The organism is Streptomyces sp. NPDC014676 (assembly GCF_043084105.1).
In the GTDB taxonomy this organism is placed as follows: Bacteria; Actinomycetota; Actinomycetes; order Streptomycetales; family Streptomycetaceae; genus Streptomyces.
In genome coordinates this window covers 65,990-87,323 of sequence record NZ_JBIBZI010000003.1, presented here as the reverse complement: position 1 = coordinate 87,323, position 21,334 = coordinate 65,990, and the positions used below count along the sequence as shown (strand labels likewise).

The 21,334-nt window shown below is 72.5% G+C and carries 20 protein-coding genes; 12 read left to right on the top strand and 8 right to left on the bottom strand.

All coding sequences use genetic code 11. The features are described from left to right. The first annotated feature begins 247 nt into the window (after positions 1 to 247). The 6 genes from ACF1DX_RS09090 to ACF1DX_RS09065 all read left to right on the top strand — a co-directional run bounded on the left by ACF1DX_RS09090 (position 248) and on the right by ACF1DX_RS09065 (position 4,728). Positions 248 to 943, top strand: a complete 696-nt coding sequence (locus tag ACF1DX_RS09090; protein WP_391790545.1) for a transposase — start codon at positions 248 to 250, stop codon at positions 941 to 943. A gap of 20 nt (positions 944 to 963) precedes the next feature. Beyond that, complete coding sequence (gene pcaC, locus ACF1DX_RS09085; RefSeq protein ID WP_391790544.1) at positions 964 to 2,262, top strand: 4-carboxymuconolactone decarboxylase; 1,299 nt, start codon at positions 964 to 966, stop codon at positions 2,260 to 2,262. Positions 2,263 to 2,314: 52 nt separating this feature from the next. Further along, complete coding sequence (locus ACF1DX_RS09080) at positions 2,315 to 2,950, top strand: MBL fold metallo-hydrolase (RefSeq protein ID WP_391790543.1); 636 nt, start codon at positions 2,315 to 2,317, stop codon at positions 2,948 to 2,950. Between the two features lie 51 nt (positions 2,951 to 3,001). Next, complete coding sequence (locus ACF1DX_RS09075; RefSeq protein WP_391790542.1) at positions 3,002 to 3,781, top strand: exodeoxyribonuclease III; 780 nt, start codon at positions 3,002 to 3,004, stop codon at positions 3,779 to 3,781. Positions 3,782 to 3,852: 71 nt separating this feature from the next. Next, positions 3,853 to 4,260: a DUF6278 family protein gene (locus tag ACF1DX_RS09070; RefSeq protein ID WP_391790541.1), complete on the top strand. Its 408-nt coding sequence runs from the start codon at positions 3,853 to 3,855 to the stop codon at positions 4,258 to 4,260. Positions 4,261 to 4,407: 147 nt separating this feature from the next. Beyond that, a complete protein-coding gene (locus tag ACF1DX_RS09065) occupies positions 4,408 to 4,728 on the top strand; it encodes a hypothetical protein (RefSeq protein ID WP_391790540.1) in 321 nt (106 codons plus the stop codon). A gap of 270 nt (positions 4,729 to 4,998) precedes the next feature. On the opposite strand, the gene ACF1DX_RS09060 is transcribed toward ACF1DX_RS09065, so the two are convergent. Next, complete coding sequence (locus tag ACF1DX_RS09060; RefSeq protein WP_391790539.1) at positions 4,999 to 5,754, bottom strand: hypothetical protein; 756 nt, start codon at positions 5,752 to 5,754, stop codon at positions 4,999 to 5,001. Positions 5,755 to 5,906: 152 nt separating this feature from the next. Here ACF1DX_RS09060 and ggt point away from each other — a divergent pair, with 152 nt between their 5' ends. Further along, positions 5,907 to 7,718, top strand: a complete 1,812-nt coding sequence (ggt, locus tag ACF1DX_RS09055; protein WP_391790538.1) for a gamma-glutamyltransferase — start codon at positions 5,907 to 5,909, stop codon at positions 7,716 to 7,718. A 25-nt stretch (positions 7,719 to 7,743) separates the two neighbouring features. Here the strand turns inward: ggt and ACF1DX_RS09050 are convergent, their stop codons facing one another. The 7 genes from ACF1DX_RS09050 to map form a co-directional block, all read right to left on the bottom strand. Beyond that, entirely contained in the window at positions 7,744 to 10,272 is a 2,529-nt protein-coding gene (locus ACF1DX_RS09050) for an ATP-dependent Clp protease ATP-binding subunit (protein WP_391791173.1), read from the bottom strand. Between the two features lie 99 nt (positions 10,273 to 10,371). After that, positions 10,372 to 12,366, bottom strand: a complete 1,995-nt coding sequence (locus ACF1DX_RS09045) for an ABC transporter transmembrane domain-containing protein (protein WP_391790537.1) — start codon at positions 12,364 to 12,366, stop codon at positions 10,372 to 10,374. After that, positions 12,363 to 12,800 carry a lasso peptide biosynthesis B2 protein gene (locus ACF1DX_RS09040; RefSeq protein ID WP_391790536.1) on the bottom strand — a complete coding sequence of 146 codons (438 nt, stop codon included), beginning with the start codon at positions 12,798 to 12,800 and terminating at the stop codon, positions 12,363 to 12,365. The genes ACF1DX_RS09045 and ACF1DX_RS09040 overlap by 4 nt, the downstream gene beginning before the upstream one ends. Continuing rightward, entirely contained in the window at positions 12,797 to 13,051 is a 255-nt protein-coding gene (locus ACF1DX_RS09035) for a lasso peptide biosynthesis PqqD family chaperone (RefSeq protein ID WP_391790535.1), read from the bottom strand. Before ACF1DX_RS09035 ends, ACF1DX_RS09040 begins: the two co-directional genes overlap by 4 nt. Positions 13,052 to 13,097: 46 nt before the next feature. Further along, on the bottom strand, positions 13,098 to 14,951 hold the full coding sequence (locus ACF1DX_RS09030; protein WP_391790534.1) for a lasso peptide isopeptide bond-forming cyclase: 1,854 nt from the start codon (positions 14,949 to 14,951) through the stop codon (positions 13,098 to 13,100). A gap of 25 nt (positions 14,952 to 14,976) precedes the next feature. After that, positions 14,977 to 15,087 (bottom strand): keywimysin-related RiPP, encoded by a 111-nt coding sequence (locus ACF1DX_RS09025; RefSeq protein ID WP_106409850.1) that lies wholly within the window; start codon positions 15,085 to 15,087, stop codon positions 14,977 to 14,979. A 394-nt stretch (positions 15,088 to 15,481) separates the two neighbouring features. After that, positions 15,482 to 16,258: a type I methionyl aminopeptidase gene (gene map / locus ACF1DX_RS09020; RefSeq protein WP_391790533.1), complete on the bottom strand. Its 777-nt coding sequence runs from the start codon at positions 16,256 to 16,258 to the stop codon at positions 15,482 to 15,484. Positions 16,259 to 16,291: 33 nt separating this feature from the next. Between map and ACF1DX_RS09015 the strand changes: the two genes are divergently transcribed. From ACF1DX_RS09015 to ACF1DX_RS08995, 5 genes are all read left to right on the top strand, one after another. Continuing rightward, on the top strand, positions 16,292 to 16,561 hold the full coding sequence (locus ACF1DX_RS09015) for a helix-turn-helix domain-containing protein (RefSeq protein ID WP_391790532.1): 270 nt from the start codon (positions 16,292 to 16,294) through the stop codon (positions 16,559 to 16,561). A 156-nt stretch (positions 16,562 to 16,717) separates the two neighbouring features. Next, positions 16,718 to 17,560, top strand: coding sequence for a nitrilase-related carbon-nitrogen hydrolase (locus tag ACF1DX_RS09010; RefSeq protein WP_391790531.1), 843 nt, complete (start codon positions 16,718 to 16,720; stop codon positions 17,558 to 17,560). Further along, positions 17,557 to 18,843: an aspartate aminotransferase family protein gene (locus ACF1DX_RS09005; RefSeq protein WP_391790530.1), complete on the top strand. Its 1,287-nt coding sequence runs from the start codon at positions 17,557 to 17,559 to the stop codon at positions 18,841 to 18,843. Before ACF1DX_RS09010 ends, ACF1DX_RS09005 begins: the two co-directional genes overlap by 4 nt. A gap of 61 nt (positions 18,844 to 18,904) precedes the next feature. Next, on the top strand, positions 18,905 to 20,308 hold the full coding sequence (hydA, locus tag ACF1DX_RS09000) for a dihydropyrimidinase (protein WP_391790529.1): 1,404 nt from the start codon (positions 18,905 to 18,907) through the stop codon (positions 20,306 to 20,308). A gap of 11 nt (positions 20,309 to 20,319) precedes the next feature. After that, a complete protein-coding gene (locus tag ACF1DX_RS08995) occupies positions 20,320 to 21,321 on the top strand; it encodes a TIGR03842 family LLM class F420-dependent oxidoreductase (RefSeq protein WP_391790528.1) in 1,002 nt (333 codons plus the stop codon). The last annotated feature ends 13 nt before the right edge of the window (positions 21,322 to 21,334 follow it).

The following is a 21,334-nucleotide window of genomic DNA, read 5'->3' as shown; positions in this document are numbered from 1 at the left end:
CGTCACTGTTCTGACCGTCCGTGCGGTTGGTGCCAACTACGCGATGAGCCATCGGATCGGAAGCCAGCTCCATCGGGGCGGCCCTGGCCCGCTGCATGCTGGCCCAGGATGTGGAACGACGTGAACCGGCCCTGCCCGACCGAACCGTCGCCGGCGCGGCAAGTCGGATCCGCGCGATGCCCAGAACGCGGCCCGGGCGGTGCTGAGAGGGCGGGCGCGTGCCCGGGCCAAGTCGTGCGATGCGCCGTTGCAGTTCGCCCGCTTGTACAAGCTCACCAAGGGTTGGGCGGTCAAGGCCCGCACCCAGGCGATCAACCAGCTTAAGGCCGTTCTGGTCATCGCCGACCCCGCCCCGCGGGAGCGGCTGTCGAGCCTGGGCAACCGCGCGCTGTTCCGCAACTGCGCGCGCCTTGGCCTCCACGACGGCGGGGGCGACGAGGACGCGGTGGCCCAAACCACCCATATGACCCTGCGCATGCTCGCCGAACGCATCGAGCAGCTCACCGGGCAGATCAATGAGCTGAACCAACGTCTGACCCGGCTCGTCGAACGCCACGCGCCGCAGCTGCTCGTACCGGTGGGCATCGGTCCGGACAGCGCCGTCACCCTGCTGATCACCATGGGGGACAACCCTGAACGGCTCAACACCGAGGCGTCCTTTGCCGCCCTTTGCGGAGTCAGCCCCATCGAGTACTCCTCCGGCCGGTGGCGCACGCGCCGGCTCAACCACGGCGGCGACCGTCGGGCCAACGCCGCCCTGCACCGCATCGTGTTCACCCGGCTGCGCCACGACCCGCGCACCCAGGCGTACTACGAACGCCGCACCCAGGAGGGCAAGACCCGACGTGAGATCATCCGATGCCCCGAGCGGTATGCCGCCCGCGAGGTCTTCAACCTGGTCAGACCGGTTGCCCGCACCCCCGCGTTACAGGGGCGTCCGTGAGACGTGAGAGGGTCTGGGGCGTGAGTGAGACACCACCCAACACCCTGCAATACCGCTTTGACGGGCCGGGAGACGCTCCGGTTCTGATCCTGGGTCCCTCACTGGGTACCACATGGCACATGTGGGACCGGCAGGTTCCCGAGCTGACGAAGCAGTGGCGTGTGTTCCGGTTCGATCTGCCGGGACACGGAGGCGCCCCCGCCCACCCCGCGGGCTCGGTCGCCGAACTCACCGCGCGGCTGCTCGCCACCCTCGAGAGCCTCGGCGTGCAGCGCTTCGGCTACGCCGGCTGCGCGCTCGGCGGTGCCGTCGGGATCGAGCTGGCCCTGCGCCACCCCGAGCGGCTCGCGTCCCTCGCGCTGATCGCCGCCTCGCCCCGCTTCGGTACGGCGGACGAGTTCCGCCGGCGCGGGGTCGTCGTACGGACGAACGGGCTCGACCCCATCGCCCGTTCCTCACCGGAGCGCTGGTTCACCGGCGGGTTCGCCGCCGCCCAGCCCGCGATCACCGAGTGGGCCGTGCAGATGGTGCGCACCACCGACCCCGGCTGCTACATCGCCGCCTGCGAGGCGCTCGCCTCGTTCGACGTGCGGGCCGGACTCGGCAGCGTCGGCGTGCCCACCCTGGTGCTGGTCGGCTCCGAGGACCAGGTCACCGGCCCCGCCGAGGCCCGTACGCTGGTCGCCGGGATCCCGGACGCCCGGCTCGCCGTCGTGCCCGGCGCCTCCCACCTGGTGCCGGTGGAGCAGCCGGCCGCCGTCACCGACCTGCTGGTGCGGCACTTCTCCACCGCCTGGCAGCCCGCCTTCGAGTCCGTCACCGGGCAGACCGTCCTGCCCGCGGCGGCGGTGAACCCGGTGCCGGCCGCCGCCCCGCCGCAGCTCGCGCCCGTCGCCGAGATCGCCCCGCCCGCCGCACCGCAGCAGCCGCAGGGCGGACCCGACGCGTACGACACCGGCATCAAGGTCCGCCGGGAGGTGCTGGGCGACGCGCACGTCGACCGGATCCTGGCCGAGGCCGACGCGTTCTCGGGCGACTTCCAGGAGCTCGTCACCCGCTACGCCTGGGGCGAGGTCTGGGACCGGCCCGGACTCGACCGGCGCACCCGTAGCTGCGTCACCCTCACCGCCCTCGTCGCCGGCGGCCACCTGGAGGACCTCGCCTTCCACACCCGGGCCGCCCTGCGCAACGGGCTTACCCCGGACGAGATCAAGGAGGTGCTGCTCCAGACGGCCGTCTACTGCGGCATCCCGGCGGCGAACAGCGCCTTCCGGGTGGCCCAGCAGGTCGTCCGCGAGGAGACCACGCCCCAGGAGTGAGCCCCTGGGGCGCTCCGCGCGGCCGTGCACGGGACGGGAGCAGAATGGGATCATGAAGCTCACGAAGAAGTCCCACTCCTGCGTCCGCCTGGAGAAGGACGGACGCGTCCTCGTCCTCGACCCCGGGATGTTCAGCGAGGAGGACGCCGCCCTCGGCGCGGACGCCGTCCTGGTCACGCACGAGCACCCCGACCACTTCGACGAGGGCCGGCTGCGGGCGGCCCTGGAGGCGAATCCGGCCGCCGGGATCTGGACCCTGCGGTCGGTCGCCGAACAGCTATCGGCGGCCTTCCCGGGCCGCGTGCACACCGTCGGCCACGGCGACACCTTCACCGCCGCCGGCTTCGACGTCCAGGTCCACGGTGAACTCCACGCGGTGATCCACCCCGACATCCCGCGCGTCACCAACGTCGGCTACCTCGTCGACGACGGGAAGCTCTTCCACCCGGGTGACGCGCTCACCGTCCCCGACCGGCCGGTCGAGACGCTGATGCTGCCGGTCATGGCGCCCTGGAACAAGATCTCCGAGGTCATCGACTACGTCCGCGAGGTGAGGCCGCGGCGCGCCTACGACATCCACGACGCCCTCCTCACCGACCTCGCCCGGCCGATCTACGACCGCCAGATCGGCGCGCTCGGTGGCTCGGAGCACCTGCGGCTCGCGCCGGGAGGCTCCGCCGAACTGTGACCCGCGGGCGGCGGACTCGCGCTGTCACAGGTGCCGGGTAGGTTGTGGACCATGCGCATCGCGACCTGGAACGTGAACTCGATCACCGCCCGCCTGCCGAGGCTCCTGGCCTGGCTGGAGAGCAGCGGCACGGACGTGCTGTGCCTCCAGGAGGCCAAGGTCGCCGAGGAGAGGTTCCCGGTGGAGGAGCTGCGCGAGCTGGGCTACGAGTCCGCGGTGAACGCCACCGGCCGGTGGAACGGCGTGGCGGTGCTCTCCCGCGTCGGCCTGACGGACGTCGTCAAGGGCCTGCCGGGCGACCCCGGCTACGACGGCTCCGTCGAGCCCCGCGCCGTCTCCGCGACCTGCGGCCCGGTCCGCGTCTGGTCGGTGTACGTGCCCAACGGGCGCGAGGTGGACCACCCCCACTACGCGTACAAGCTCCAGTGGTTCGAGGCGCTCAAGGCCGCCGTGGCCGGCGACGCGGCGGGCGGCCGCCCGTTCGCGGTCCTGGGCGACTACAACGTGGCACCGACCGACGACGACGTCTTCGACCGGGCCGTCTTCGAGGGCTCCACCCACGTCACCGCCGCCGAGCGCGCCGCCCTCGCCTCCCTGCGCGAGACCGGCCTCTCCGACGTCGTCCCGCGCCCCCTCAAGTACGACCACCCCTTCACGTACTGGGACTACCGCCAGCTCGCCTTCCCCAAGAACCGCGGCATGCGCATCGACCTGGTGTACGGCAACGAGCCCTTCACCAAGGCGGTCACGGACTCCTACGTGGACCGCGACGAGCGCAAGGGCAAGGGCGCCTCGGACCACGCGCCGGTCGTGGTGGACCTCGACGTGTAGGGAGGCGCCGGCCGTCGTCCGGGTCCGCGCGCCTGTGGTGCGCGGCACGGTACGAATGACAGGCTGGAGGTATGAACATCCCTTTCCTGGGCAACCGGCGCCAGAAGGTGGGGTTTCCCGATCCCGAGGGCATCGCGGAACTCCTCGCCGAGTGCGAACTGTTGCGCTCCCAGGCCGGCCGGGCGGGTGTCCGACTCGACGACTCCCCGGCCTCGTTGGAGGCGCTGGACCAACTGGTGCCGCGCTGGCGGGACGACGAGGAGGCCTCGGCCTGGCTGGGCAACGACGCGGGGCTGTACCTCGGCACCGTCATCGTGCGCACCGTGCCGGGGGCCGCCTGGGAGATCCGCGCCGACGGGCAGCCGGTCGTACGGATCGCCTCCGGGCGGGAGTTCGACGTCGTGGACGCCGGACACGAGTGGGCGGCCAGCGGCGTGCCCGAGCTGTCCCAGTTGTACGCGGAGGTCGCGGAGGCGTGAGGGCCCCGGCCCGCGGGTCGGTGCACATCGGTGTGAACGGGTGTAAATACGGCCAATGCCCGAAAGGTGCGTGTCGCACCTTTCCAATGATCTTGTCCGGATACGGTGCGGCGACCACCGCACGGCTGAGGACGAGGAGGGACGGGTGTGGCCGTCGATCCGCCGACCGAGCCGCGTGACGTCGACAAGTACTTCGGGGACCTCCACGTCCCGCGGGACGCCGGGCTCACCGCGGACAGGGGAGAGGCGGCCGTCGTCGAGGCCCTGGAGGTCATGCGGCGACCGGCCGGCGAGGGCATGACCGTGATCGTGGTCACGCGCGAGACGGGCTTCGCCCGCCCGGCCGCCCACCGCGTGGTCCTCATGGCCGACGGCCGGATCGTGGGGAACCATACGCCCGACGGGTTCCTCGGCGCTCCGCGCGGCGACCGCGCCGAGGACTTCCCCTCCAAGATCATCGAGCACTGAACGGGGTGACGCCCGTAGACTCCCCCGCCCGGACCTCGATTAGAATGGTCCCTTCATCCCGGTGGGGGAGGGGACTCCGCGCCAGGAGCGGGGACACCGCCACCGGGAGGGGCCCACCGCCCCGCGTCCAACGGGGCGGCGGATCACATCGGCCAGACCCGTCCGGCGGCAGCCGGAGATCACTGCTCGCGTGGCGGACGCGACCCCGACGGGTCGTCCGCCGGCGAGGAGAAGGTCAGCTGCGCGCCGGACGGGTGGTGCTGAACGGGGTCAGTCCGCCCGGTGACCGGTGCGTGGCGTGGCGGCCGGCAGCGCGGTCTGCGCGACCCTGGTCACATCCGCGACCAGTTCGACCACATCGGGGCCGTACGCCTGCGAGTTGATCACCTTCAGCAGCAGGACGAACGAGTTCGAGCCGTGCTTGCGGGCCAGCCGCTCGTGGTTGCGGGCGAGATAGCGGGTCGCGGCCTGGTTGGTGATCGCGCGCTGGCCGCAGAACAGGAACACCGGCCGCGTCTCGCGCCGTTCACCCGCGGTCAGCCGCGCCAGCAGCACGTACTCGGTGACGCCCGGGTCCATGCGGTAGCGCTCGGAGCCGATCTGGAAGGCGCCCCGGTCCGGGCCCGGCTCCGGATCGACGTTGACCCGCACCCCCGGCAGCATGGCCGCCATGTGGGCCACCATCCGCCGGTTCGACCCCGGCCCGCCCACACAGAACTCGGTCCGCTCGCCGAAGCCCTGGTGGGCCGCGTCCTGGGTGACCACCTGGACGTGCGCCCCGCAGTCCTTGACCAGCGCGGAGAGTTCAAGGAGCGCGAACACGTCGAAGCGGTGCACCGCGGGTTCCGCCGTCGCCGGATCGCGGTTGACGACGAGCAGGCACTCGGCGTTCTCCGGCAGACCGAGGAACGCCTGCTTGCGCCGGAGCTTCCGCCTCCACAGGTGGGTACGGGCCATCCAGCCCAGCGCGGCGCTGATGCCGGCGGCCACCACGCCCAGAACGATGTTGCGCACGTCGTCATTCATGGGCGCGCATGCTAGCGGTCCCACGCAAACCCGTGTTCGAGACGCAGGGCACAAGGTCCACCGGACGACGGGACGGCATACCCTTTCGGCATCCCTGATGGGAGCCCGATGACGAACTAGGCTGCGCGGACAGCCATTTACCGGAGGTGCGGATGCGTCGTCCTGTCGTACGGAATCTTGCGGTCCTGGCGGTCGGTGCCGCCGTGCTGTCGGTGGGGGCGGCCCCGCCGTCCGACCGGCACGAGGCACCCTCCCGGCACATCCCCGACAAGGTCCCGGTGGCCGTCGGCCACGGCGGCGCGGTCTCCAGCGTCGACGCCGACGCCTCCGCCGCCGGGATCGAGATCCTGAGGAAAGGCGGCAACGCCGTCGACGCGGCCGTCGCCACGGCCGCCGCGCTCGGCGTCACCGAGCCCTACTCGGCCGGTGTCGGCGGAGGCGGCTACTTCGTCTACTACGACGCCCGCTCGCGCACCGTGCACACCCTCGACGGCCGCGAGACGGCCCCGCTGACCGCCGACTCCGGACTGTTCCTGGAGAACGGCGAGCCGATCCCGTTCGCCGAAGCGGTCAGCAGCGGACTCGCGGTCGGCACCCCCGGCACGCCCGCCACCTGGCAGCGGGCGCTCGACACGTGGGGCGAGCGCGACCTGGGCACGGTCCTGAAGCCCGCCGAACGCCTCGCCCGCGGCGGCTTCACGGTCGACGAGACCTTCCGCGCGCAGACCGCCGCCAACGAGACCCGCTTCCGCCACTTCCCCGACACGGCCGAGCTGTTCCTCCCGGGCGGCGAACTCCCGGTCGTCGGCTCCACCTTCAAGAACCCCGACCTGGCCCGCACCTACAAGGAGCTGCGCCACGAGGGCGTCGACGCCCTGTACCGGGGCGACATCGGCCGGGACATCGTGAAGACGGTCAACAAGCCGCCCGTGGACCCCGGTTCCGGCTGGAACGCCCGGCCCGGCGAGCTGTCCGAACGCGATCTCGCCGCCTACCGCGCCAAGTCCCAGCCGCCCACGAAGACCTCGTACCGCGGCCTGGACGTCTACTCCATCGCGCCCTCCTCCTCCGGCGGCACCACCGTCGGCGAGGCGCTCAACATCCTGGAGCGCACCGACCTCTCCGACGCGAGCGACGTGCAGTACCTGCACCGCTTCATCGAGGCGAGCCGCATCGCGTTCGCCGACCGGGGGCGCTGGGTCGGCGACCCCGCCTTCGAGGACGTACCGACCAGGGAACTGCTCTCCCAGCGGTTCGCCGACTCCCGCGCGTGCCTCATCAGGGACGACGCCGTCCTCACCAGCCCCCTCGCCCCCGGCGACCCCCGCGACCCGCAGCCCTGCGCGAGCGGCGGCGAGGCCGCCCCGACGACGTACGAAGGTGAGAACACCACGCACCTCACCACCGCCGACCGGTGGGGCAACGTCGTCGCCTACACCCTCACCATCGAGCAGACCGGCGGCAGCGGCATCACCGTGCCCGGCCGCGGATTCCTGCTCAACAACGAGCTGACGGACTTCTCCTTCGCCCCGGCGAACCCGGCCGTGCACGACCCGAACCTGCCGGGCCCCGGCAAGCGGCCCCGGTCGTCCATCGCGCCGACGATCGTGCTCGACCGGCACGACCGGCCGGTGGTGGCGCTCGGCTCGCCCGGCGGTTCCACCATCATCACCACCGTGCTGCAGACCCTCACCGGCTTCCTCGACCGCGGACTGCCCCTGGTCGACGCGATCGCCGCGCCGCGCGCCAGCCAGCGCAACACGGCGCTGACGGACCTCGAACCCGGCCTGTACGGCAGCGGGGTCAGGCAGCGCCTGGAGGCCATCGGGCACTCCTTCCGGGAGAACCCGGAGATCGGCGCGGCCACGGCCGTCCAGCGGCTGCCGGACGGCCGGTGGCTCGCGGCGGCGGAGAAGGTCCGCAGGGGCGGCGGCTCGGCGATGGTGGTCCGTCCCGCGCGCTAGGAACACGCGGGGGACGCCGGTGCTCTCACAACTCGGGAGCCGGCGTCTCCCGCGTCCGGAACGCCAGGCGCCCGTCCTCCGTGTCCACCGTCACCCGGCCGCCCTCCCGGACCCGGCCGTCCAGCAGCAGCCGGGAGAGCTGGTTGTCGACCTCCCGCTGGATGGTGCGGCGCAGCGGCCGGGCGCCGTACTCGGGCTGGTAGCCGCGCTCGGCCAGCCAGTCCACGGCCGCGTCGGTGAAGTCGACCGAGATGTTCTGCCCCTTGAGCCCGCGCCGGGTGCTCTCAAGGAGCAGGTCGGTGATCCGCCGCAGCTCCTCGGCGGTCAGCTGGCGGAACACCACGATCTCGTCGATCCGGTTGAGGAACTCGGGCCGGAAGTGCTCCCGCAGCGGCCGCAGGATCTGCTCCCGCCGCGCCTCCTCGTCGGCGTCCGCGCCGCCGGACGCGAAACCCAGGGTCGCGCCGCGCCGCGTGATCACCTCGGAGCCGAGATTGCTGGTCATCACGATCACGGTGTTGGTGAAGTCCACCGTCCGGCCCTGCGAGTCGGTCAGCCGGCCGTCGTCGAGGACCTGGAGCAGGATGTTGAAGACGTCCGGATGGGCCTTCTCCACCTCGTCGAGCAGCAGCAGCGAGTACGGGTGCCGGCGCACCACCTCGGTGAGCTGACCGGCCTCCTCGTGCCCCACGTAGCCGGGCGGGGCGCCCACCAGCCGGCTCACCGTGTGCCGCTCCTGGTACTCGCTCATGTCGAGGCGCACCATCCGGTCCTCGCTGCCGAACAGCGCCTCGGCGAGCGCCCGCGCCAGCTCCGTCTTGCCGACGCCCGTCGGGCCGAGGAACAGGAAGCTGCCGATCGGCCGGTCGGGGCTGGCGAGCCCCGCGCGGGAGCGCAGTACCGCGTCCGACACGACGCGCACCGCCTCCTCCTGGCCGACGACCCGCTGGTGCAGGTGCTGTTCCAGGCCCAGCAGCCGGTCCTTCTCCTCCTCGGTGAGGCGGCTGACCGGGATGCCCGTCTGCCGGGCCACCACCTCGGCGATCGACTCGGCGTCCACCCACAGGCTCTGCCCCTCGTCGACCTCGCCGTCGCCGCCGGCGTCCGTGATCCGCTGCTTCAGCTCCACGATGCGGTCCCGCAACTGCGTGGCCTGCTCGTACTGCTCGTCGGCGACCGCCTGGTCCTTGTCGCAGGTCAGCTGCTCGACCTCGCGCTCCATGGCCCGTACGTCCGTGCCCTTGGTCCGGGCCCGCAACCGCACCCGCGCGCCGGCCTGGTCGATCAGGTCGATGGCCTTGTCCGGGAGGCGGCGGTCGCTCAGATAGCGGTCGGACAGCTCGACGGCCGCGAGCAGGGCCTCGTCGGTGTAGCGGACCTGGTGGTGGGCCTCGTACCGGTCCCGCAGACCGCGCAGGATCTCGATCGCGTCGGCGGGCGTCGGCTCGGGCACCATGATCGGCTGGAAGCGGCGGGCCAGCGCCGCGTCCTTCTCGATCCGGCGGTACTCCTCCAGGGTGGTCGCGCCCACGATGTGCAGCTCGCCGCGGGCGAGGGCCGGCTTGAGGATGTTTCCGGCATCCATCGAGCCGCCCTCGCCTCCGCCCCCGGCGCCGACGACGGTGTGCAGTTCGTCGATGAAGATGATCAGTCGGTCGGAGTGGGACCGGATCTCCTCGACGATGTTGTTCATCCGCTCCTCGAAGTCGCCCCGGTAGCGGGTCCCGGCGACGACGCCCGTCAGGTCCAGGGCGACCACGCGCCGTCCGAGGAGCACGTCGGGCACGTCCCCCTCGGCGATCCGCTGGGCCAGTCCCTCCACGACGGCGGTCTTGCCGACGCCCGCGTCACCGATCAGCACCGGGTTGTTCTTGCCGCGCCGGGAGAGCACCTCGACGGTCTGCTCGATCTCGTCGTCGCGTCCGATCACCGGGTCGACACGGCCCTCGCGGGCCAGCTCGGTGAGGTCACGGCCGTACTTGTCGAGGGTCGGCGTGCCGGTCGCGGGGCGGGGGCGCTCGGCGCGGGCGGGCGGGGCCTCCGGTGCCTCCGGGGGACCGGAGGGGGAGAACCGGGCCGCGTTGAGGATGTGGCCCGCGGCCGAGTCGGGGTTGGCGGCGAGGGCGGTGAGCACGTGCTCCGGGCCGATGTAGCCGGCACCGGACGCCCTGGCCATCTCGTGCGCGTCCAGCAGGGCCCGCTTGACGGCGGGGGTGAGCGACAGGGAGGTCGGCGGCGGGGCCTCGCCGGGGCCGTGCTGTACGGGGCCGGAGCGGTCGTCGATCTGGGACGCCAGGGAGTCGGGGTCCGCGCCGGACCGGCTGAGCAGGCTCCGGGTCGGCTCGGCGGAGAGGGCGGCGCGCAGGAGGTGCTGGGTGTCCAGATCACGGCTGCCGTGTTCGGCGGCGTACTGGGCGGCGCCGCGGACCAGCTCCCGGGCGGGTTGGCTGAGGAGTCGGCCGATGTCGATCTGGCGGGGGCGTGGCCCGCCGAAGAAGCGGGCGAGGAATTCCGCGAAGGGGTCGCCCTCCGGGCCGACGAAACCACTCGTCATCGTCATCCGTTCCTTCGCTGGGTCGACGTGCCGGAGCCGGGTAACCCGGTCGGGGCTCGCTCATGCCCACGATGACACGATCCGTATCCGCGGGCATGTTCAGTGGGACGACGGGGCGCGGCGCGCGGCCCGGTCGCCGCCCGGCCGCAGCATCTGGCTCGCGGCCAGCTCCCGGTAGAGGGGACTCGTGGCCAGCAACTCCTCGTGCCGCCCCTGGCCGACCGTGCGGCCCCGGTCCAGGACGACGATGTGATCGGCGTGCCGCACGGTGGACAGGCGGTGGGCGACGACCAGCAGGGCACACTCCCGGGCCACGTCCCTCATCACCGTGGTCAGCGCCGCTTCGTTGATCGCGTCCAGGTGGGAGGTCGGCTCGTCGAGCAGCAGCAGCGAGGGACGGGCGAGCAGGGCCCGGGCCAGCGCCACGCGCTGGCGTTCGCCGCCCGAGAGGGTGCCCCCGCGCTCGCCGACCACGGCGTCCAGGCCGCCGGGCAGCCGGTCGACGACCTCCTCGAGCCGGGCCAGCTCCACCACCCGCCTCAGCTCCGCCTCCGGGGCGTCGGGCACGGCGTAGGCGATGTTCTCCCGCAGGGTGCCGTGCACGACGTGGGTGTTCTGGTCCACGACGGCGATACGGCGTCGGCACGCGTCGCGGCCGAGTTCGCCGGCCGGCCGGCCGGCGAAGAGCACGGTGCCCGCGTCCGGTTCGTAGAAGCCCGCGACCAGCGCGAAGACCGTGCTCTTCCCGGCGCCCGAAGGGCCCACCAGGGCGACCTGGCGGCGTGGGGGGACGGCGAAGGAGACATCGCGCAGCACCGGCCGGTGCGGGTCGTAGCCGAAGCGGACGCCGTCCAGGGCGAGCGCGGGCCGCTCGTCGCCGCCCGGTGCCGCGGGGCGGGGCCGGACGCGGGCGGGGGCGGCCGGGACCGACGGTCCGGTGTGCTCGACGGGAAGGCGCAGCACCTCCTCGACGCGCCGGTGGGCGCCCATGCCGCGCTGGACGAGGCCCACCGCCTGGAAGACGGAGGACAGCGGCAGCACGAGGTAGGAGGCGTACAGCAGGAAGGCGACCAGGTCGCCGAGGGAGCCGTCCCGGCCGCCCACGCGCAGGCCGCCGACGACGAGGACCACGAGGAAGGAGCCCTGGACGGCGAGTTCGACGGCGGGGCTCATGACGGAGGCGAGCTTCGCGGTACGCACCCCCGCGTCGTGGGCCTCCTGCACGCGCGCTCCCACCCGGGCCGTCTCGCGCTCCTCGGCGCGGTGCACCCGGACCATGGGCAGGGCGCCGAGGGCCCGTTCCAGGTCGGCGGCGACGGCGCCGACCGCGCGCTGCGTGCGCTCGGAGGCGGACCGGATCCCCTTGAGCAGGGAGGTGACGACAGCGGCCGCGGCGGCCACGGTGAGCGCGACCAGGAGCAGCAGCAGCGGGTCGAGCCACGCCATCAGGACGACGGCCCCGACGGCGACGATGCTTCCGGTCACCAGGTCGACCAGGGCCTGCGAGACGACTTCGCGCAGCAGGGTGGTGTCGGCGGTGACCCGGGAGACGAGGTCGCCGCAGCGGTGGCGGTCGTACTCCCGCATCTCCAGCCGGAGCAGCCGGTCCACCAGACCGAACCGGAGCTGCCGTACGACGCCCTCGCCCATGCGCTCCAGGAGGAAGCGTCCCACCGATCCGGTCGCGGCCTCGGCGGCGAACAGCGCGCCGAGCAGGGCCAGCAGTGGCCAGACGACCTGCCCGCGGCCGCTCGCGTCCACGGCGTGCCGGGCCACGAGCGGCTGGGCCAGCCCGAGGGCGGAACCCACGAGGGTCAGCACGGCGGCCACGGCGACGGCCCGCCGGTGCCCGGCGGTGAGGCGGTAGAGCGTACCGAGCGCCGCCCGGGTGGACCGGTCGTCGTCCGACGACGCCGGGGGGTCGGGGGACCCGTTCCGCTGCCCGACGTCCCGGGCCGGCGCCCCGGTCTGCGCGGGACTGCCGGTGGGCCGGCCGGGATGCGCGGGGGCGTCGGTCGTCGGTCCTCCGGGGACCTGATCGTCCCGTGCCGGGCATGCCGGAGTCGGTCCGCCGGGGGTGGGCCGATCGGTCATCGGGACGGCGGGCGGGAGTGCGGCTCCACGGAGACCAGCCGGGCGAAATAGCCGTCGGGCACGCCTTCGCCGACCAGGTGGCCCTCCGCCTCGATCCAGGCGTGCGCGGTGAAGGGCGGTACGACCCGGACCCCGGCGCACCAGGTCGGCCACGTCCCCCGCAGCCGGCACAGCAGGGCGGCGCCCAGGGAACGGGGCAGGCAGCCCTTCGGACCGGTGCAGCGCAGGCTGACCGCGCACAGGGCGTCGCGCGCGGCCTGTGCCTGGACGGCGGTGGCGGGCGCCGCGCCGCGCCGCAGCACGCCCAGTACGGCGCGGATGCGGCGCGGCGGCAGCAGGGTGATCAGGACGGCGGGCACCAGGACCAGCCGGGCGGCCAGGCGCAGCCCGAGCGGCACCCCGGTGGGGCGTTCCAGCGCGCTGGGCGTGGTCATGAGACCAGCCCCGCCTCGCGCAGGTCGCCGACGAGTGCCTCGACGTCCCGCAGGGCCTGCGCCCGCTCGATGTCGAACTCGCGGACCAGTACGGCGGCCGCGTCGGCGACCTCGCCGCCGTCCAGCAGCGCCCGTACCACCAGCGTGGCGGTGGGATTCAACTCCCAGTAATTTCCGGCCCGTTCGTCCAGAAGCACGGTGCCGTAGTCGGTCTCGGTCGTGGAGACGTGCGCGTCGAAACGCAGGGGCATGGCATCGCCTTTCTGCACCGCGAGGGGGCCTCGCGGCCACGGAGGGCTACGAGATACGGGTACTGCTGTGGCTGCGGGAGCGACCGCGCAGCCACACCTCGGCGGCGATCGTCGAGTAGAGGACGGCGTCGGACAGACCGGGAGAGGCCGGCCGCAGGGCGAGACGGCGCAGCTCGGCGCCGTCCACCAGACCGAGCCGCTCCAGCCGGGAGTCCTCCCACAGCGTCAGCAGGTCGGCACGGTTCGCGCGCAGTCCGTTGGCGGCGTCCATGGAGGCCGCGGCCTTGTTCGTCCTGCGCAGGCACGGCTCGGGAACCACTCCGCTCATCGCGGCGGTCAGCACCGGTTTGTACCGGAAGGGCGTGACGCGCTCGGCCGGGCGCACGGCGAGGAACGCCTCGATGACCCGGTCGTCGAAGAAGGGAGAGGCCATGGGCAGGCCGGTGCGGGCCGCCATGTGGTCCCACTGACGGATGACACGTGTGGTGGAGCGGATCTGTTCCAGGTCCGCGTGCATCCCCCGGTCGTGATGCAGCGGGGTCGCCGTCGCGGCGGCGTCGAGCAGCGCCCGCCGCGCCAGCCGCTCGGCGTCGGCGGTCACCCAGTCGAACAGGCGCGGGGCCATGCCCCAGCCGAGCCCCGTGGCGACGGACGACGAGGCCGTCGGCTCACGCAGCCGGCCGGTGGTGCCGGCGAGCCACTTCCCGTACGGCCGGGTGTCGGCCAGCGCGCGGACCGTGGAGCCGAGCGGCCACTGCCACAGGGCCCGGAACCCGCGCAGCTGCCGCAGCGCGTGCAGCGGGCGGGTGCGCAGCAGCCGGTGGTAGTACGCCTCGGAGCACCAGGCCACGTGGTCGCCGCCGATGCCGGTCAGATGGACGCGGCTGCCGCGCGCGGCGAGTTCCGGCAGGTGGTGCAGGGCCCGGGAGCGGTCCATGACGCCGACGCTGGGTTCGTCGAGGGCGTCGTCGATGTCCAGCAGGTCGTCGTAGACCAGCGGCGAGGCGTCGGCGTCCCAGACCACGTGCTCGACGTCCGGGAGGTGCCTCGCGGCCTGCTCGGCCCAGTACAGGTCGGTGTCCGCCGGGTCGCGTCCCGGCCACGTGGAGGCCACCACGCGGGCGGGGGAGCGGTCGGCGAGGAAGCAGACGGAGGTGGAGTCCAGCCCGCCGGACAGGTCGCAGCTGACCGTGCCGCCCTGCCGGGTCCGTGCCTCGACGGCCTCCTGGAGCGCCGCACGGACCGGGTCGACCGCCTCGGCCAACGGCACGACCGGCTCCGGCGGCGTCCACCAGCGGGTGTGCCGGGCGGTGCGCCCGTCCGCCGCGACGACCACCGCGTCCTGCGGGGGTACGGCGGTGACCGCGGGCCACAGGGACGTCTCGTACAGCGGATACGGGGCGGGCCACAGCAGCCGGACGGCCAGTTCCGCGGGATCGGGGTCGAGGCCCAGGGCGTCGGCGAGCACGTCGGCCCGGGTGGCGACGACCCGGGTGCCGGCGATCTCCGCGTGGAAGACCAGCCGGAGGCCGGAGGCGGTGCCCTGGACCCGGATCCTCCCGTCGAGGGCGGCCACCAGGTGGAAGCTGCCCGGCAGGGAGCGGGCCAGCGCGTCGAGCTCGGCGAGGTCGCGCAACCGTGCCGCTCGGTGCCGCAGTTCGTCCGCTCCCACGGGGCAGCAGCCGATGACCGCCAGGGCGGTGTCACCGGCTCGTACGGTGACGGCCTCGTCGTCGCGCCAGTGGCCGACCAGCCAGGGCCGGCCCGAGGGATGGCTCATGGTCCGGCAGTCGGGCCGGGCGAAGGAGCGGGCCGCGGCGGCCGCCTCCCCGCGGTCGGTGAAGACCGCGAAGTGCGCCTCGCCGGGGCCCGTCCCCGCACTCGCGTGCAGTGGTGTCATGACGTCGGGTCGGTACCGTCGTCCGTCAGTTCTTGCTCAGGATCAGCCGGTCGTTGCCGTGCTTGCCCAGAAGCCCGGTCTCCTTGCGGAACGTACCGAGACGGACGAGGGTGGGCGCTTCGTATGCCTTCTTCATGACTCTCCTCGCGTGCTGGTTGCCCGGTCCGCTCCCCTCGTCGACGTGCCCTTGGCTCATCGGGATCCCAGGGCGGGGAGCGGTTGGTATCCAGCTAGCGGCAGACCTGCCGTGCAGGGCAAGAAGACCCAGAAAAGTATGACTGTATGCAAATGCCCGGCGATTTCACCTGTGAACCGGCCCGGTGTCGTCCGGCCCGGTGGGGTGCGCGGGGGCGACTCGCTCGGACGCCTGTACGGAGAAACGTTCCCACCTCGGCGTCGGTGGCGGATCGCCCGCCCGGCACCCCGGCCCTGATGTGAGGGCGGAGGGGGAGCCGCCGGGGCGCGTTCACGGCTCTCCGGCGCGTACCATGTCCCTCCGTTTTATGGGGGCGGAGGGGTGACGGGCCTCCTCACGCGGCTTGGCGGGCCGTCAGGACGCGCGGTCCGTTCTCGGTGATCGCCACCGTGTGTTCCACGTGTGCCGCGCGGGAGCCGTCGTTGGTGCGGAGGGTCCAGCCGTCCGGGGCGGTGTGGTACGTGTCGGTGCCGCCCGCGATCAGCATGGGTTCGATCGCGAACACCATGCCGTGGCGCAGGGGCATGCCCCTCCCCGGCCGGCCCTCGTTCGGCACGCCCGGGTCCTCGTGCATGCGGCGGCCGATGCCGTGGCCGCCGAAGTCCTCCATGATGCCGTACCCCCCGGCGCGGCACACCGTGCCGATCGCGTGCGCGATGTCGCCGATGCGGTTGCCGACGACGGCCGCCCCGATGCCCGCCGCGAGCGCCCGCTCGGCGGTCTCGATCAGCGTCACGTCGGCCGGGCGCGGGGTGCCCACGGTGAAACTGATCGCCGAGTCCCCGGCCCAGCCGCCCAGTTGGGCGCCGCAGTCGATCGAGACGAGGTCCCCGTCGCGCAGCCGGTAGCCGTCCGGGATGCCGTGCACGATCGCGTCGTTCACGGACGCGCAGATCACGGCCGGGAACGGGGTCGGTGCGAAGGAGGGCCGGTAGCCCAGGAAGGGCGAGGTCGCACCCGCCGCGCGCAGCACCTCCCGCGCCACCTGGTCCAGCTCCAGCAGGGAAACGCCCACGTCGGCGGTGTTCCGTACGGCCGTCAGCGCGTTCGCGACGACCTGGCCCGCCTCGTACATGGCATCGATCGATGTGTCGGTCTTCAGCTCCACCATGCCAATTACTATACCGGTATTAGAATGGGTGCCATGGTGCGCACCCCCTTGACCCCCGAAGAGCGCGAACGCGGCGAGCGGCTCGGCCGGCTGCTGCGCGAGGCGCGTGGCGGCCGCAGCATGGCCGAGATCGCGGCGAACGCCGGCATCTCCGCGGAGACCCTCCGCAAGATCGAGACGGGGCGCGCCCCGACCCCGGCCTTCTTCACGGTGGCCGCGCTGGCCGGCGCGCTCGGTCTGTCGATGGACGACCTGGTGGGGCGCTGCGCGCCCACGGCGCCGGAGGCTCCGGTCGCCGCCTGAGTCCGGCGGGCTCACCCACAGGAGTGCTGAAACACGATCGACCCAGCGGGTTCACGACGATGGTCTTGGCAAGGCCGCCCGAGAGGCTTACGTTCGTCCCTCTACGGCCGTTTCTACAGGCGTAGAGGCTCTGACGTCGCGTCGAAGGAGCAGCTCATGGCCAACGTCGTACGTGCCGCTCTGGTCCAGGCCACCTGGACCGGTGACACCGAGTCCATGCTGGTGAAACACGAGGAGCACGCCCGCGAGGCGGCCCGGCGGGGTGCGAAGGTCATCGGGTTCCAGGAGGTGTTCAACGCCCCCTACTTCTGCCAGGTCCAGGACCCCGGGCACTACCGCTGGGCCGAGCCCGTGCCCGACGGGCCGACCGTCCGCCGGATGCGGGAACTGGCCCGCGAGACCGGCATGGTGATTGTCGTGCCGGTGTTCGAGATCGAGCAGTCGGGCTACTACTACAACACCGCCGCCGTGATCGACGCCGACGGCACCGTCCTCGGCAAGTACCGCAAGCACCACATCCCGCAGGTCAAGGGGTTCTGGGAGAAGTTCTACTTCCGGCCCGGCAACCTCGGCTGGCCGGTCTTCGACACCGCCGTCGGCAAGGTCGGCGTCTACATCTGCTACGACCGCCACTTCCCCGAGGGCTGGCGGCAACTCGGCATCAACGGTGCCCAGTTGGTCTACAACCCGTCCGCCACGCACCGCGGCCTCTCGTCCCACCTGTGGCGGCTGGAGCAGCCGGCGGCGGCCGTCGCCAACGAGTACTTCATCGCCGCGATCAACCGCGTGGGCGTGGAGGAGTACGGTGACAACGACTTCTACGGCACCTCGTACTTCGTCGACCCGCGCGGGCAGTTCGTCGGCGACGTCGCCAGCGACAGCAAGGAGGAACTCGTGGTCCGCGACCTGGACTTCGACCTCATCGAGGAGGTGCGGCAGCAGTGGGCCTTCTACCGCGACCGCCGCCCCGACGCCTACGAGGGGCTGGTGCGGCCGTGACCGACGACCTGCTGGGCCGCCACCGGTCCGTGCTCCCCGACTGGCTCGCCCTCTACTACGAGGAGCCCATCGAGATCACCCACGGCGAGGGCCGCCACGTCTGGGACTCCGACGGCAACCGCTACCTCGACTTCTTCGGCGGCATCCTCACCACCATGACCGCCCACGCCCTGCCCGAGGTCACCAAGGCGGTGAGCGACCAGGCCGGGCGGATCGTCCACTCCTCCACCCTCTACCTCAACCGGCCGATGGTGGAACTCGCCGAACGCATCGCGAAGTTGAGCGGCATCCCGGACGCCCGGGTGTTCTTCACCACCTCCGGCACCGAGGCCAACGACACCGCCCTGCTGCTCGCCACCGCCTACCGGAACAGCAACACGATCCTGGCCATGCGCAACAGCTACCACGGCCGCTCCTTCAGCTCGGTCGGCATCACCGGCAACCGGAGCTGGTCCCCGACCTCGCTCTCCCCGCTCCAGACGCTGTACGTCCACGGCGGCGTGCGCACCCGGGGTCCGTTCGCCGCGCTCGACGACTACGACTTCGTCGCGGCCTGCGTCGACGACCTGAAGGACCTCCTCGGCCACACCCGCCCGCCCGCCGCGCTGATCGCCGAGCCGATCCAGGGCGTCGGCGGCTTCACCTCGCCGCCCGACGGCCTGTACGCGGCCTTCCGCGAGGTGCTGCACGAGCGGGGCATCCTGTGGATCGCCGACGAGGTGCAGACCGGCTGGGGCCGCACCGGCGAGCACTTCTGGGGCTGGCAGGCGCACGGCCGCGGCGGCCCGCCCGACATGCTCACCTTCGCCAAGGGCATCGGCAACGGCATGTCCATCGGCGGGGTCGTCGCCCGCTCCGAGATCATGAACTGCCTGGACGCCAACAGCATCTCGACCTTCGGCGGCACCCAGATCACCATGGCGGCCGGCCTGGCCAACCTCACCTACCTGCTGGAGCACGACCTCCAGGGCAACGCCCGCCGGGTCGGCGGCCTGCTCATCGAGCGGCTGCGGGCCGCCGCCGCCCACGTTCCCGCCGTACGCGAGGTCCGTGGGCGCGGGCTGATGATCGGCATCGAGCTGGCGAAACCCGGCACCGACGAGGCCGATCCGGCGGCCGCGTCCGCCGTCCTGGAGGCGGCCCGCACGGGCGGCCTGCTCATCGGCAAGGGCGGCGGCCACGACACCAGCGCCCTGCGCGTCGCCCCGCCGCTGTCCCTCAACGTCGCGGAGGCCGAGGAGGGCGCCGACATCCTCGAAAGCGCCCTGCGGAGCACGCTGTAGCACCGGCTCGCAGAGCTTGCAGGGCTCGTAGCGCTCGTATCGCTCGTAGAGAGGGAGCACCATGAGCAGCCGCACCGTCATCCGTGGTGGCCTCGTCATCACCGCCTCCGACGAGATCCACGCCGACGTCCTGATCGAGGACGGCCGCATCGCCGCCCTCGCCGCCTCCGCCACCCCGGCCGCCGACGCCTTCAGCGCCGACCGGACCATCGACGCCACCGGCAAGTACGTCGTCCCGGGCGGGGTCGACGCCCACACCCACATGGAGCTGCCGTTCGGCGGCACCTTCGCCTCCGACACCTTCGAGACCGGCACCCGGGCCGCCGCCTGGGGCGGTACGACCACCATCGTCGACTTCGCCGTACAGAGCGTCGGCCAGTCCCTGCGCCAGGGCCTGGACGCCTGGCACGCCAAGGCCGAGGGCACCTGCGCCATCGACTACGGCTTCCACATGATCGTCTCGGACGTCAACGCCGAGACACTGAAGGAAATGGACCTTCTGGTAGAAGAAGGAATTACGTCGTTTAAGCAATTTATGGCGTATCCAGGAGTTTTCTACTCCGACGACGGCCAGATCCTGCGCGCCATGCAGCGCTCCGCCGACAACGGCGGGCTGATCATGATGCACGCCGAGAACGGCATCGCCATCGACGTGCTCGTCGAACAGGCCCTCGCCCGCGGCGAGACCGACCCCCGCCACCACGGCGAGGTCCGCAAGGCCCTGCTGGAAGCCGAGGCCACCCACCGCGCCATCCGGCTCGCCCAGGTCGCCGGCGCCCCGCTGTACGTCGTCCACGTCTCCGCGACCGAGGCGGTCACCGAGCTGGCCCGCGCCCGCGACGAGGGTCTGAACGTCTTCGGCGAGACCTGCCCGCAGTACCTGTTCCTCTCCACCGACAACCTCGCCGAGCCCGGCTTCGAGGGCGCCAAGTACGTGTGCAGCACCCCGCTCAGGCCCAAGGAGCACCAGGCGGCCCTCTGGCGGGGCCTGCGCACCAACGACCTCCAGGTGGTCTCCACCGACCACTGCCCCTTCTGCTTCACCGGCCAGAAGGAGCTCGGCCGGGGTGACTTCTCCAAGATCCCCAACGGTCTCCCCGGCGTGGAGAACCGCATGGACCTGCTCCACCAGGCCGTCCTCGACGGGCACATCTCCCGCCGTCGCTGGATCGAGATCGCCTGCGCCACCCCGGCCCGGATGTTCGGCCTGTACCCCAAGAAGGGCACCATCGCGCCCGGCGCGGACGCCGACGTCGTCATCTACGACCCGGCCGCCGAGCAGGTCATGTCCGCCGACACCCACCACATGAACGTCGACTACTCGGCCTACGAGGGCAAACGGGTCACCGGCCGGGTCGAGACCGTCCTCTCGCGCGGTGTCCCCGTCATCACCGACCGGGAGTACACCGGACGCGCCGGCCACGGCGTCTACACCCCGCGGTCCACCTGTCAGTACCTCACCTAGGAGAGCCGCGCATGGACTTCGGACTCGTCCTGCAGACCGACCCGCCGGCCGCACGGGTCGTCAGCCTGATGCAGCGCGCCGAGCGCAACGGCTTCACCCACGGCTGGACCTTCGACTCCGCCGTACTGTGGCAGGAACCCTTTGTGATCTACAGCCGGATCCTGGCCGGCACCACGAGACTGAAGGTCGGCCCGATGGTCACCAACCCGGGCACCCGCACCTGGGAGGTCACCGCCTCCACCTTCGCCACCCTCAACGACATGTACGGCAACCGCACCGTCTGCGGCATCGGCCGCGGTGACTCCGCGATGCGCGTCGCCGGACGCAGGCCGGGCACCCTGGCCCGCCTCGGCGAGGCGATCGACGTGATCCGCGACCTCGCCGAGGGACGCGAGGCCGAGGTCGACGGGCAGCCGCTGCGGATCCCGTGGGTGCGGGACGGCCGACTGCCCGTCTGGATGGCCGCGTACGGGCCGAAGGCGCTCGCCCTCGCCGGACGCAAGGCCGACGGCTTCATCCTCCAGCTCGCCGATCCGTATCTGACCGAGTGGATGGTGAAGGCCGTGCGCGCCGCCGCCGTGGAGGCGGGGCGCGACCCCGCGTCCGTCACCGTCTGCGTCGCCGCCCCCGCGTACGTCGGCGACGACCTGGCGCACGCCCGCGAGCAGTGCCGCTGGTTCGGCGGCATGGTCGGCAACCACGTCGCCGACCTCGTCGCCCGCTACGGCGAGCACTCCGGCCTGGTCCCCGAGGCGCTGACGTCGTACATCAAGGAGCGGCACGGCTACGACTACAGCCATCACGGACGGGCCGGCAACCCGTCCACGGATTTCGTCCCCGACGAGATCGTCGACCGGTTCTGCCTGCTCGGCCCGGCCGAGGCGCACATCGGGAAGCTGCGGGCACTGCGGGAGCTGGGCGTGGACCAGTTCGCCGTGTACGACATGCACGACGCGCAGGAGGTGACGATCGACGCGTACGGCGCGGAGATCATCCCGGCACTCCGTTCGTAACCTTCACCGAAGG